This window comes from Pseudovibrio sp. W64, assembly GCF_001623145.1.
Classification (GTDB): Bacteria; Pseudomonadota; Alphaproteobacteria; order Rhizobiales; family Stappiaceae; genus Pseudovibrio.
In genome coordinates this window covers 32,464-44,512 of record NZ_LMCI01000013.1, presented here as the reverse complement: position 1 = coordinate 44,512, position 12,049 = coordinate 32,464, and the positions used below count along the sequence as shown (strand labels likewise).

The window sequence follows — 12,049 nt, the reverse complement described above, 5'->3', positions numbered from 1 at the left end:
TGAAGAGTATTTGTGGCGCCACAGGCGCATGCAGTGTCGTCCATAATCAAAGCCTTTCTGACTTGGCTGTTGAATGAACCGCACGACATTGAGCTTTCGACGGCCCGCTGGCGAGCGGGAGGTTCGAAACCTGAGTCAGACAGGCGAGTTTATTCCCCCCCGAAGGAGGTGTTGTATTCACCGCCCTCCCGCTCATAGCAAAGGGTTTGCGCCTTTGGAAAAAAGGCACAAAAAATCCGCTAGTTAACGGGAGCGGTTACCGCTGACAAAGAGGTTTCGAAGCCTCACATATGAATGTGGAATGGAACCGGCCACCTGTCAACGAAAAGTTGCAAAAGCGAAAGAACTGTTGCCGCAAGGATACGCTGGCGAGATCCCAATACCGTCATCCTGCACAAGCGCAGCGCGATGCGGAACCTAGAGCCCCAGCCCTCTCCCTCGTCTTCCCGCATTTGATGCGAGATCCAGAGCAGCCCTCACCAACACCAGCACCTTTTGCACTGGATACCGGATCAGCGCTCCGCTTGTCCGGCATGACGGCTGAGGTGCCGGAGCAACTCAACCAGTCATACCCATCACAGCCAACAAAACACCAGTGCTTTAATAACCCAGTGCGCAGCCGTCTTTGCGTGGGTCAGAGCCGCCAATCAGGCCGCCGCCGTTGGCTCGGTCAAACATGATGGCCTGTCCACCGCCGATAGGGGAAGCTACAATGGACACCTCATGGCCTAAAGCTTGCAGTGCTTCAACCGTCTCCGCTGAGACACTGGTTTCAGCTTGCAAAGACAAGGACTTCTCGTCGATGAACATACGTGGGCAATCAATGGCTTCCTGCATATTCATGCCGTAGTCCAGATGGTTGGAAAGCACATGGGCATGCCCGCACGGCTGATACCCGCCACCCATCACACCAAAGCTCATATAAGGCAGTCCGTCCTTCAGAACCATCGCCGGAATGATGGTGTGCATTGGCCGCTTACCGCCAGAAATCTGGTTTGGATGCCCCTCTTCCAACGTGAAGCACGCCCCACGGTTTTGCAAAAGCACACCGGATTTCGGTGTCGCGATACCAGAGCCGAAGCCGTGATAAATGGAGTTGATGAGCGAAATGGCCAGACCATTCTCGTCAACCACACTCAGATAAACCGTATCAGACTTCGGTGAGAGCACCTCTTCCGGCTGCCTCGGCAACAGAGCATCCGTGCGGATCAACTTGGCAAGACCGTCGATGTAGTCGCTATCAAGAAACGCCTGCGGGTCAAACTCCATAGTCTCAGGATCAGCAAGAAAACGATCACGGCCAGAATAAGCAATCTTGGCAATTTCCATCTCCAGATGGAACCGCTCTGGCCCCATTGGATCCAGATCTGCCCAGTCAAACCGCTTCATCAGCTCCAGCATAACCAGAGCTACAATGCCCTGCCCGTTAGGTGGCAATTCAGCAACCGTCACACCGCGATAGTCCGTGGTGACGGGCGTCAGATCAACAGCCTCATGCGCTGCCAGATCGTCCGCTGTCAGGTATCCACCCTTCGCCTGCACTACTGCTGCAATCTCTTCAGCAATCGGGCCGTTGTAGAACGCATCCGCTCCACTCTTTGCAACAGCTTCCAGTGTCTCAGCCAAGGGAAGGTTACGCATCATTTCACCAACAACAGGCGCACGACCATCCTTCAAAAACAGCTCAGATGCACCTTCATCACGCTTGAGAAAGTCAACAGCACCTTTCCAGTCCGCAGCCACACGCGGGCAGACCGAGTACCCATCACGCGCATAACCGATCGCCCGCTTCAGAACCTTATCGAATGAAAATCGTCCATGGTCTTTGAGCAGCTTCTCCCACCCACGCAAGGCTCCCGGAACAGTCACGGCGTGAATTGAATCCACAGCAACATCAAGCAAACCATCCGCTATCAGCTTATCTGCACTCACATTTTTAGAAGCACGCCCAGAAGAATTCATGCCCGACAACGTACCATCCGGCTGCGCAACAATGGCAAAGCAATCACCACCAATGCCCGTCATATGCGGTTCAACGACAGAATGAACAGCCATCGCGGCCACAGCAGCATCAACGGCAGTACCGCCCTCTCTCAAAATTTCGAGCGCTGCGTTGGTAGCCAATGGATGGGATGTCGCTGCCATTGCATGTGGTGCATAAACAGCGGAGCGACCCGGAGCATGAAAATCTCTAAACACGAAAAATCCCTCTTTGTAATTACCAGTGAATCTCCGGTCCCCTAACGAAGAATTCCCCGTATCATCATCCTCTGCTAAAACAGGGTGATTCAGCAAAACCTATCAGGAAATACTTATGGTGCAATTCAATCTTGATCACGCCCGGACAATCATCTCAGCAGCACAGGCTAAAGGAAGCGAGCTAGGCCTCAAACCACTCACCGTCGCTGTGCTGGATGCAGGCGGCCACCTCGTCGCGCTCGAACGTCAGGATGGCTCATCAATTTTGCGCCCACAAATCGCAATGGGCAAAGCCTATGGCGCCGTAGCCGTTGGCGCAGGGTCCCGCTGGCTCAACGACAACGCCCAAAGCCGCCCTCACTTCGTGCAGGCACTCAACGGCGTTGCAGGCGGTGGCATTGTGCCGGTACCGGGTGGCGTTCTGGTCCGCAACACTGACGGCGAAATTCTCGGCGCAGTCGGCATCACCGGCGACACATCCGAAAACGACGAAGCTTCAGCCATTGCAGGCATTGAAGCAGCTGGTTTCACTGCTGACGCAGGCTGACACAACTTTACCGCAGTTGCTGGACTATATTGCGCCCAGCAACTGCACCATCATCACGGTTCACTTCATTTCAGATTGGTACCCATGCCCATTCGCTTTGTTATTTTTGATATGGACAACGTCCTTTACGATTATGACCACCCCTACCGTCTGAATGTCCTCGCTGACATGACCGGCAAACCAGCCGAAGAGATCGATCATATCGTCTTTAAGGGACCCGAAGAAAACGCCGCCGAAGCAGGCACGCCGCACACTGCAGCAGAATACCTCTCGCAGTATCAACGACTTCTGGGCCATCCTATTTCACGTGAAACGTGGGTCAAAATCCGCCGGGACATGATGACCGAATGGCCGGATATGCTCTCCCATGTGGAAGCAATCAAACAAAACCACGAAGTCGCCCTGCTCACCAACAACGGCATGATGTTGAAAAACGCGCTCTATGAAGTCGCTCCGGCACTTGAGCCAATCTTTGGTGACCGCGGCCATGCCTCCGCTGAATTCGGAACCCGCAAACCAGACCCGAACATCTACCTGACAGTCTGCGAGAAGTACGGCTTCCAACCAGAAGAAACCCTGTTCGTGGATGACCGCCTCGACAATGTGGAAGGCGCACGCGAAGCAGGCCTGACCGCTTACCAGTTCACCACAGAACCAGCGTTCGCCAGTTACATTCGCACACTGGGGCTGATCAATGAGCAGGTTCCGGCGAATTAGAAACATCCCACTAACCGGGTATTCAGCAGACCAGCAATCTGTTCGCCTCAAAGACGGTTTCTCTCCGTAAACTTGTGCAATTGCAACACACGCAAGTTGAGATGGAGAGAAGTCTGTACCTACGTCTGACCATAAGCTCAGCGATGCTCGCGGTCTTCATCGCACTCGCCATCTTGCCATCCATCGCTTTCGCAGGATCATCACTGGCATGGCCGCGGGGCTTGATGATTGTGGCACTGGTTTACTTCGCGCAAGTCGGCGTAGGCTTATGGCTCGCCCGCATAAATCCCTGGTTGTTCAAAGAACGCACCTCGTTCCCCTCCAAGGCCCTGAAGGGAGACAAACGCGCCACTCTCATTCTGTTCGGAGTGATCTTCGTCTACTTCCTGCTCGCTGCTCTGGACGCTCACCTCTGGCATATCCTGCCTCAAACGGGAGACGTGAAACCAATCCTCAGAGGCCTGTTCCTCTTCCTGTGCGGTGTCATTCTCATCGTCTGGACCTTCAGCAAAAGCCCCTTCGCCAAGCCAACACCTCAAATAGACCTGAGCGAGCAGCAATGCGTTGAAAGCTGCGGACCGTACGCACTGGTCCGCCACCCCATGTATCTCGGTCTCATGTTCTGCATCGCAGGCCTTTCCATGATACTGGGCTCAAAACTCTTCGCCTTCCTCGCAATCCCGCTCATCATCCTCGGCTTCCTGCCGCTGATGAGAACTGAAGAAAAAACCCTCACCAGCAACTGCGAAGGTTACACAACCTATACTGAGAAGGTCCCTTGCCGCTTATTCCCGTGGATCTATTAAAAAAGCCGAAGGCATCCCTCCGGCTTCCATAACTCAGCAGCAATGTGCATGTATCAGGCGTCTTTTTTGGCTGCTGCCAAAGCTGCGATCTGCTTTTGCATTTCTGCAAGCTGCTCTTTCAGGTCAGAAATATCGCCGCTGCTGGCCTGCGTTTCTGCAGGTTTAGGCGCAGCTTCCTTTTCCGGCGTTTGAGCTTGCCCCGGCATATCCGCAGGATTAGTACCATCAAACGGCAGGAACATTTTCATCGCGCGGTCAAACATGTCCGCATTGCGCTTCACCTGATCTTCCAGAACCTCAAAGGCTGAGGAGCCAAAGTTCTGGTTCATTTGACTGCGCAGCTTCTCTTGCTCTCGTGTGAGAGAGGACATGGAGAATTCCAGATAGCTCGGCACGAGGTTTTGCATGCTGTCACCGTAAAACCGGATCAGCTGGCGCAGGAAGGTAATTGGAAGAAGGTTCTGCCCCTTGCTTTCCTGCTCAAAGATAATCTGCGTCAGAACAGTCCGCGTGATGTCATCACCGGATTTGGCGTCAATGACGACGAAGTCATCTTCATCCTTCACCATCACCGCAAGATCCTCGAGAGTCACATAGGTGCTGGTTCCAGTATTGTAGAGCCGCCGGTTGGCGTACTTCTTGATGATAGTGACTTCGTTTGTCTTAGCCATCAGATTTGAGTACCTCAATGCGCTATTATGGCTGATCTGGAACACTATCCCAATTTGCTCCGGCCAGCTCCCCCCTGATCCCATATTTTTTACATACGAGATTAACTAGTAAGCCGCAGAGTAAGCTAAATCCCACCTTTCATGCTAGCGGTTTCATTGGTCTACTATGGTCTTAATTGGAATTATCGAATTCATCTGGCTTTCCCCCCTACAAATTGAATAGTCTGCCCATTAGGTATTCTACGAGTTCGAAGGATCTCTTATGCTGCATTGCACCAGCATGGCTGCCCGCCCTGGTGATTTGCGTGCGAATAAGAAGTCCCGCATTGCACAAATATTGGAGAATTGCACATGACCTCGCCTAATGATGTTGTAATTGTAAGCGCGACACGTACCCCAATCGGATCCTTCAACGGGTCCTACGCCAACACCCCAGCTCAAGACCTCGGCACCGCGGTTATCAAGTCAGCACTTGATCAGGCGAAAGTGGAAGCAAACGACGTCAACGAAGTCATCTTCGGTCACGTGCTCACTTCTGGCCTCGGTCAGAACCCGGCACGTCAGGCAGCGATCAACGCTGGCATGGCAGATGATTCGACCGCTATCGTTATCAACCAGGTTTGCGGGTCAGGCCTGCGCGCTGTCGCTATGGGCATGCAGCAGATCCAGTCTGGCGATGCAGATATCATCGTTGCAGGCGGTCAGGAAAACATGACCCTGTCCCCACACTGCCAGAGCTTGCGTGCCGGCGTGAAAATGGGCGACTACTCCATGACCGACACCATGCTAAAGGACGGTCTGATTGATGCGTTCCAAGGCTATCACATGGGTATCACTGCAGAAAACATCGCAGAAAAGTACCAGATCACCCGTGAAGCTCAGGACGAGTTTGCCGTCTCCTCTCAGAACAAAGCAGAAGCTGCTCTGAAAGCTGGCAAGTTCAAAGACGAAATCACTCCAATCACCGTAAAAGAGCGCAGAACTGAGCGCGTGGTGGAAGATGATGAATTCATCCGCATGGGCGCTGAAATCTCCGCAATGCAGAAACTGCGCCCGGCATTCAAAAAAGAAGGCACCGTAACCGCAGCCAACGCATCCGGCATCAACGATGGTGCAGCAGCTCTTGTTTTGATGAGCGCAGATGCAGCTGAAAAGCGTGGCCTGAAACCGCTGGCAACCATCAAGTCATGGGCAACTGCTGGTGTTGATCCTGCATACATGGGTCTTGGCCCAATCCCTGCTTCCAAAAAAGCACTCGAAAAAGCTGGCTGGGCTATTGATGACCTCGATCTCATCGAAGCAAACGAAGCCTTCGCAGCGCAGGCTCTTGCCGTTGGTCAGGAACTGGGAATCGACTCAGACAAGCTCAACGTCAACGGCGGCGCAATCGCTCTTGGTCATCCAATCGGTGCATCCGGCGCACGTGTACTTGTAACACTTCTGCATGAAATGAAGCGCGAAGAGAAGAAAAAAGGCCTGGCAACCCTATGCATTGGTGGAGGTATGGGTATCGCACTGTGTGTTGAGAGAAAATAACCTCAACATTGGTAGTAATGTCACCTAATTGGAATAATTGAGCTTTATGGTCCCTGCGTAAAGTTCAAGTCAATTCCCTAACTAATGACGGAGTTGTCTTTGCTCCGTCATTATTATTACCTGTAACGATGGGTTCCAATATTTTATTCCTAAGGCGGGGAGTATATCGATGAGCAGGGTAGCAATTGTAACCGGAGGAACGCGTGGCATCGGCGCAGCGATTTCCAAAGGATTGAAGGATGCAGGATACACAGTTGCCGCAACATATGCAGGCAACACGGAAGCGGCTGATAAATTCAGCGCAGAAACCGGCATCAGTGTTTACAAATGGGATGTAGCGGACCCTAAGGCCTGTGAAGCAGGTATTGCTCAAGTGGCAGAAGAGCTCGGCCCGGTCGAAGTTCTCGTAAACAACGCGGGCATCACCCGCGATGGCTGGTTCCACAAGATGGATTATGACCAGTGGACCGCCGTGATGAAAACCAACCTCGACTCAATGTTCACAATGAGCCGCCCGGTTCTGGATGGCATGCGCGAGCGTGGTATTGGCCGCATCATCAACATTTCTTCCATCAATGGACAGAAAGGCCAGATCGGCCAGACCAACTACTCCGCAGCAAAAGCAGGCGTGATCGGCTTCACAAAAGCACTGGCGCAAGAAACAGCGCGCAAGGGCATCACCGTGAACTGCATCTGCCCAGGCTATATCGACACTGACATGGTCGCTGCTGTCCCTGAGAAGGTTCTGGAAGGCATCATCGGCCAGATCCCGGTCGGTCGTCTCGGTAAGGCAGAAGAGATCGCAGGCATGGTCTGCTACCTCGCCTCCACAGCCGCAGCCTTCGTCACCGGCTCCGTCATGACCATCAACGGCGCCCAATACGTCGCAAACGGCTAATACGCAGCGGTGAGGAACCTCCCGCTCTAAAGCGTGCATGACGATCAAACACCAAAACCGCCTCTCTACGGGGCGGTTTTCTTATCTGGAACGCACCGACAAAATTTGGCAAGTTTGATGTGTGCAGACAATTCCGATATGACCTCTCGTTTGCATACGAATTTGGGTGGAAACGCGATGCCAGATCTTTCAACGCTGCTTCTGTTCACAGCAGCGTCCTTTGCCCTCACAGCAACTCCCGGCCCAGACATGTTGCTAATTGCGTCCCGCAGTGCAGCTCAGGGAAGACGTGCAGGACTAGCCACCTTTGCAGGAATTGCCACAGGAACTTACTTTCATGCGTTTGCCGCAGCCTTTGGCCTTTCACAGCTCTTTCTTGCTGTTCCTATCGCTTATGATGTTGTTCGGTTTACAGGCGCTGCTTATTTGCTGTTTCTGGCTTGGAAGGCATTCACCTCAAAATCAGAGGCCGCCAGTACAACTATTGAAAATAAAACGCACTCATCCATTCAGATGTTTCGTCAGGGCCTTCTAACTAACCTGCTCAATCCCAAGATGGTCATCTTCATCCTGGCCTTGTTTCCTCAATTTGTGAAACCTGAAGCTGGAAACGTCGCAGTTCAGATAATGATCCTTGCCACCGTGTTGAACACAGTCGGTTTCTTCATCAACGGAACTGTCATTGTCGCAGCAAATCACATGATGCGAACACTCGGAGGCAACGGAAAGCTTAAGTTTCTCGCAAACTATGTTTTGGGTGCCGTGTTTGCAGGCCTTGCAGCAAGATTAGCTTTCGAAAGCCAACGCTAGCAGAAAATCAAAAAAGGCCACCCTTTCACAGAGCGGCCTTTCTTAGTTCAAGCGAAGCACCACAAAAAGAAAAAGCCGCCCCGAGGGGCGGCTTTTTCAAAATCAACTCGCGTTGATCGCTTCAGACTTAAGCGTCGTCTTTAGCCTGAAGGATCTGACGACCCCGGTACATACCACTCTTCAGGTCAACATGGTGCGGGCGACGAAGTTCGCCGGAATCCTTGTCTTCCACGTAAGCTGGTTGTGCCAGAGCATCAGTAGAACGGCGAAAGCCGCGCTTCATACGCGATACTTTTTTCTTAGGAACAGCCATTGTAGCTCTCTCTCTCGTCACATGCGCACGCGCCACTCAAGCGCGGCGTTAACGTGCGAAATACACAATCTCTCAGATTGGCGGGGGTTATACAGGCAAACAGAAGGATTTGCCAGTCCTTATACGAAAATAATTTCGCACTACCTCTCCGGCGCCGAAATACAGTTAAGCACTTCGCCGGCCACCTGAGCTCGGCTACGGTTTATACCGGCAAGCCTGCGATGTCCAGAGCTAGGTTTTGCGGGGTTCCTGGCAATTGGGTTTGGGAGCGCTGTAGCCAGCAAAGAGGCCTGAGTCGCAGAAAGTTTTGCAGCACTTTTCCCAAAAAAAGTTTGCGATGCAGCTTCCACTCCAAAGATCCCCGGACCCCACTCCGCAACGTTCAGATAGATCTCCAGCACCCGACGCTTTGACAGCACCGTATCGATGAGCATCGCCAGAGGAACTTCCAGCACTTTGCGCAGATAATCCCTGTCGTTCCAGAGAAACAGGTTCTTCGCAAGCTGCATGGTGATGGTGCTCGCCCCCCGAGGGCGCTTGCCTTCAAACAACTTCCAGGCCTGCCCACGCACCGCAGGCCAGTCAACGCCGCCATGAGTGCAGAACGTAGCGTCCTCGGAGACGACCACAGAACGTTGTAAATTAACGGAAATTTCTTCCAAAGGCACCCATTCTCGCCAAACGGGCTGACCAGTCACAACGCGAAACAGCATCAAACTGGAATAAGGAGGAACCACAGAATACAGCAGGGTCAACACCACCGGCAAAGCCACAAGCACCCCGAGTGTACGCAACACCCAACGCCTGATCCTGCGCTTTAATGGCTCTGGTTTCTCCTTTGAATGCGCTTTTTTCAAGCACTCTTCTCCGATACATCTTGAGGAACCGAGACGTCTCTTTGAGTTTCAACCATAAAGCGTTCCAGAGCCTTGCAAAGTAATTTTGCATTTCCTTCAAAAGAAGATTTACGCCTCCAGACCATTCCAATCGCCCGGCGCGCATTCTTGTCGGCAATCTTGATCAGCTTCAAAGAGGTCCCGCGGTCGATATCTGCATCTACTGCAATACGTGGCACCAAAGTGACGCCGATGCCGTTATCCACCATTTGCACAAGTGTTGATAAAGATGTGGCTTGTACATCTTCATTTGCCGTCAGCATGCGCCCTCCCGCTGCGGCAAGCACATGGTTTCGCAAACAGTGGCCATCTTCCAACAGCAACAACACCTCATCTGCCAGATCTTCCATCATCACTTCATGGGCGCCAGCCAGCGCGTGTACGCTCGGCACGGCCAGATAAAAATCATCTCTTCCAATCTCGGCAGATTCAAACCCCGTCGTATCATAGGGCAGCGCCATCAGTGCCGCATCAATGCGCCCTTCCCGCAAAGCAATCATCAGATTGCGTGACAGATCCTCACGAAGGAACAATTGCAGCTCAGGATAAAGCTCTCTGAGCTGAGGCAGAAAGCGCGGCAGCAGAAACGGAGCGACAGACGGGATCACCCCCAACCGGAACCGACCACACAACGGCTTGTTCTGCGCACGAGCCCCCTGCACAAGGTCCTCTGCATCACGCAACAGCAAAGATGCCCTCTCAAGCACCTTCTCTCCTGCTTCAGTCAGGACGAGCGTGCGACCAGAGCGGTCCAGCAGCTCACATCCAAGTATGCCTTCCAACTGCTTGATCGAGGCAGAAAGCGTTGATTGTGTGATGAAACAAGCCTCTGCCGCCTTCGAAAAAGACAGATGTTTGGCCAGCGATTTGAAGTACTGAAGCTGTTTTAATGTGGGTAACATTGTGCGACCAGATGACACAGATCAAAGCTCATAGATTAGAATTTCTCTAAGTTTTGGCGGAATTTGGCCAATCCCGAGACAACTTAGCATGCCCATCGAAAAAATCGATGGACTTCTTCGTTATTATCGTTTTGACCGATCAAATCAAGAGTTGCATAAAGACCCCAACGAAGACGTATTTTCCAAGTCTTCATGAGAATCACTAATCGACGCGCTCTGGCGTCATTCCATATTTAGGAGAGTACCATGCTCGGTATCGGCGAAAAGCTTCCAGAATTTGAAGTAGTTGGCGTAAAGCCTGGTTTCAACAACCACGAAGAAAACGGCGAAAGCGCATTTGAAGCAATCACTGAAAAAAGCTTTGAAGGTAAGTGGAAAGTAATCTTCTTCTACCCAAAGGACTTCACTTTCGTATGCCCAACCGAAATCGCTGAATTCGCTCGCCTTGCAAGTGAGTTTGAAGACCGTGACGCAGTTGTACTCGGTGGCTCTTCCGACAACGAATTCTGTAAGCTGGCATGGCGCCGTGATCACCCAGATCTCGACAAGCTGCCAATCTGGGCATTCGCTGACACCAATGGTTCCCTGATCGACGGCCTCGGCGTTCGTTCCCCAGACGGCGTTGCATACCGCTACACCTTCGTTGTCGACAACGAAAACACCATCCAGCACATCTACGCAACCAACCTAAACGTTGGCCGTAACCCGAAAGACACCCTGCGTGTTCTCGACGCTCTGCAGACCGACGAACTCTGCCCATGTAACCGTGAAGTTGGCGGCGACGTAATCGCAGCTTAATGCGTATTCCCGAAAAGTGGTTCCGGTTTTCGGGTAAGAATACGACAAAAAACAAAGACTTAGAGCTTGATGTCTGAATGCACATGAAGGCATCAAGCTCTAAGTCCGGAACAATCAGGACCGGAGCACATAAAGCGAAAAATCGCAGGCTCCGGTCTTTTTAGCGTACTTCCGAAAACAATAAAAATCAGGTTTCGGAAGAGTTTGCGCACCAAAAACTAAAAACCATCACTTTGCACGTGGCCCATTGCCAAAATCATTAGGAGAAACATCATGTCCATCGATTCCTTGAAATCCCGCCTTGGTGACTTTGCTAAGGACGTTCGTTTGAATCTTGGCTCTATGGGAACTGATGAATCTCTGACTGCTCAACAAAAAAACGGCCTGATCGTCGCTTGCGCCATCGCCACCCGCAATGCAGACGTGAAGAAGGCCCTGATTGCAGAAGCTGCTCCGCACCTGTCCGCAGAAGCGATGAGCGCCGCCAAAGCTGCTGTATCAATCATGAGCATGAACAACATCTACTACCGCTTCGTACACCTCTCCTCAAATGAGCAATACGGAACCATGCCTGCCAAATTGCGTATGAACGTGATTGGCAAGCCGGGCGTAGACAAAGTCGATTTTGAATTGTGGTCGCTTGCTGTATCCGCCATCAACGGCTGTGGCATGTGCATTGATAGCCATGAAGCTATCCTGCGCAAAGCTGGAGTAACTGCCGAGATGGTGCAAACAGCTGTTCGTTTCGCATCAATCATCCAATCTGCTGCTGTCGCCCTTGAAGCATCAGAACTGGAATTGGAAGCAGCTGAATAACCACAAGCGCCTCTCTATAGGGTTTCGCCCTGTTTAATCCCCTCCCAGGATTATTCGTGCCCCGAATAACAGGCGATACCTAAACTGGCTCCAAAAGCTAAGCCGAAGCCCCCCAGCTTCGGCTTTTTCTTTGTCATGAG

The 12,049-nt window shown here is 52.1% G+C and carries 13 protein-coding genes; 8 read left to right on the top strand and 5 right to left on the bottom strand.

Features of this window, described 5'->3' with window-relative positions; all coding sequences use genetic code 11:
- Positions 1-600: 600 nt before the first annotated feature.
- Positions 601-2,199, bottom strand: a complete 1,599-nt coding sequence (gene ggt, locus PsW64_RS07995; protein WP_063303283.1) for a gamma-glutamyltransferase — start codon at positions 2,197-2,199, stop codon at positions 601-603.
- A 115-nt stretch (positions 2,200-2,314) separates the two neighbouring features.
- Here ggt and PsW64_RS07990 point away from each other — a divergent pair, with 115 nt between their 5' ends.
- The 3 genes from PsW64_RS07990 (at position 2,315) to PsW64_RS07980 (ending at position 4,269) form a co-directional block, all read left to right on the top strand.
- A complete protein-coding gene (locus PsW64_RS07990; RefSeq protein WP_057464711.1) occupies positions 2,315-2,746 on the top strand; it encodes a GlcG/HbpS family heme-binding protein in 432 nt (143 codons plus the stop codon).
- A gap of 84 nt (positions 2,747-2,830) precedes the next feature.
- Complete coding sequence (locus PsW64_RS07985; protein ID WP_063291293.1) at positions 2,831-3,463, top strand: HAD family hydrolase; 633 nt, start codon at positions 2,831-2,833, stop codon at positions 3,461-3,463.
- Positions 3,464-3,564: 101 nt separating this feature from the next.
- A complete protein-coding gene (locus PsW64_RS07980) occupies positions 3,565-4,269 on the top strand; it encodes a methyltransferase family protein (RefSeq protein ID WP_208980650.1) in 705 nt (234 codons plus the stop codon).
- Between the two features lie 53 nt (positions 4,270-4,322).
- Here PsW64_RS07980 and phaR read toward each other — a convergent pair whose 3' ends face one another.
- On the bottom strand, positions 4,323-4,940 hold the full coding sequence (gene phaR / locus PsW64_RS07975) for a polyhydroxyalkanoate synthesis repressor PhaR (RefSeq protein WP_063303282.1): 618 nt from the start codon (positions 4,938-4,940) through the stop codon (positions 4,323-4,325).
- Between the two features lie 351 nt (positions 4,941-5,291).
- On the opposite strand from phaR, the gene PsW64_RS07970 reads away from it, so the two are divergent.
- The 3 genes from PsW64_RS07970 (at position 5,292) to PsW64_RS07960 (ending at position 8,184) form a co-directional block, all read left to right on the top strand.
- Complete coding sequence (locus PsW64_RS07970; protein WP_063286141.1) at positions 5,292-6,476, top strand: acetyl-CoA C-acetyltransferase; 1,185 nt, start codon at positions 5,292-5,294, stop codon at positions 6,474-6,476.
- A 169-nt stretch (positions 6,477-6,645) separates the two neighbouring features.
- Entirely contained in the window at positions 6,646-7,374 is a 729-nt protein-coding gene (gene phbB, locus PsW64_RS07965) for an acetoacetyl-CoA reductase (RefSeq protein WP_057464706.1), read from the top strand.
- Between the two features lie 177 nt (positions 7,375-7,551).
- Positions 7,552-8,184, top strand: coding sequence for a LysE family translocator (locus PsW64_RS07960; protein ID WP_063303281.1), 633 nt, complete (start codon positions 7,552-7,554; stop codon positions 8,182-8,184).
- Between the two features lie 127 nt (positions 8,185-8,311).
- Here PsW64_RS07960 and rpmF read toward each other — a convergent pair whose 3' ends face one another.
- The 3 genes from rpmF to PsW64_RS07945 form a co-directional block, all read right to left on the bottom strand.
- Positions 8,312-8,497 (bottom strand): 50S ribosomal protein L32, encoded by a 186-nt coding sequence (rpmF, locus tag PsW64_RS07955; RefSeq protein WP_057464705.1) that lies wholly within the window; start codon positions 8,495-8,497, stop codon positions 8,312-8,314.
- 140 nt (positions 8,498-8,637) lie between these two features.
- Positions 8,638-9,294, bottom strand: a complete 657-nt coding sequence (gene mtgA, locus PsW64_RS07950; protein WP_306418671.1) for a monofunctional biosynthetic peptidoglycan transglycosylase — start codon at positions 9,292-9,294, stop codon at positions 8,638-8,640.
- Between the two features lie 56 nt (positions 9,295-9,350).
- Positions 9,351-10,295 carry a hydrogen peroxide-inducible genes activator gene (locus tag PsW64_RS07945; protein ID WP_063303279.1) on the bottom strand — a complete coding sequence of 315 codons (945 nt, stop codon included), beginning with the start codon at positions 10,293-10,295 and terminating at the stop codon, positions 9,351-9,353.
- A 246-nt stretch (positions 10,296-10,541) separates the two neighbouring features.
- Between PsW64_RS07945 and PsW64_RS07940 the strand changes: the two genes are divergently transcribed.
- Both PsW64_RS07940 and PsW64_RS07935 read left to right on the top strand, forming a co-directional pair.
- Complete coding sequence (locus PsW64_RS07940; RefSeq protein WP_063286144.1) at positions 10,542-11,093, top strand: peroxiredoxin; 552 nt, start codon at positions 10,542-10,544, stop codon at positions 11,091-11,093.
- Between the two features lie 273 nt (positions 11,094-11,366).
- Positions 11,367-11,909 carry a carboxymuconolactone decarboxylase family protein gene (locus PsW64_RS07935; protein ID WP_063303278.1) on the top strand — a complete coding sequence of 181 codons (543 nt, stop codon included), beginning with the start codon at positions 11,367-11,369 and terminating at the stop codon, positions 11,907-11,909.
- The last annotated feature ends 140 nt before the right edge of the window (positions 11,910-12,049 follow it).

Coding starts and splice junctions, on each gene's coding strand:
- PsW64_RS07970 (WP_063286141.1), top strand. CDS start 5,292: ATGACCTCGCCTAATGATGTTGTAATTGTAAGCGCGACACGTACCCCA.
- phaR (WP_063303282.1), bottom strand. CDS start 4,940: ATGGCTAAGACAAACGAAGTCACTATCATCAAGAAGTACGCCAACCGG.
- PsW64_RS07980 (WP_208980650.1), top strand. CDS start 3,565: ATGGAGAGAAGTCTGTACCTACGTCTGACCATAAGCTCAGCGATGCTC.
- PsW64_RS07985 (WP_063291293.1), top strand. CDS start 2,831: ATGCCCATTCGCTTTGTTATTTTTGATATGGACAACGTCCTTTACGAT.
- PsW64_RS07945 (WP_063303279.1), bottom strand. CDS start 10,295: ATGTTACCCACATTAAAACAGCTTCAGTACTTCAAATCGCTGGCCAAA.
- phbB (WP_057464706.1), top strand. CDS start 6,646: ATGAGCAGGGTAGCAATTGTAACCGGAGGAACGCGTGGCATCGGCGCA.
- rpmF (WP_057464705.1), bottom strand. CDS start 8,497: ATGGCTGTTCCTAAGAAAAAAGTATCGCGTATGAAGCGCGGCTTTCGC.
- PsW64_RS07935 (WP_063303278.1), top strand. CDS start 11,367: ATGTCCATCGATTCCTTGAAATCCCGCCTTGGTGACTTTGCTAAGGAC.
- PsW64_RS07990 (WP_057464711.1), top strand. CDS start 2,315: ATGGTGCAATTCAATCTTGATCACGCCCGGACAATCATCTCAGCAGCA.
- PsW64_RS07940 (WP_063286144.1), top strand. CDS start 10,542: ATGCTCGGTATCGGCGAAAAGCTTCCAGAATTTGAAGTAGTTGGCGTA.
- PsW64_RS07960 (WP_063303281.1), top strand. CDS start 7,552: ATGCCAGATCTTTCAACGCTGCTTCTGTTCACAGCAGCGTCCTTTGCC.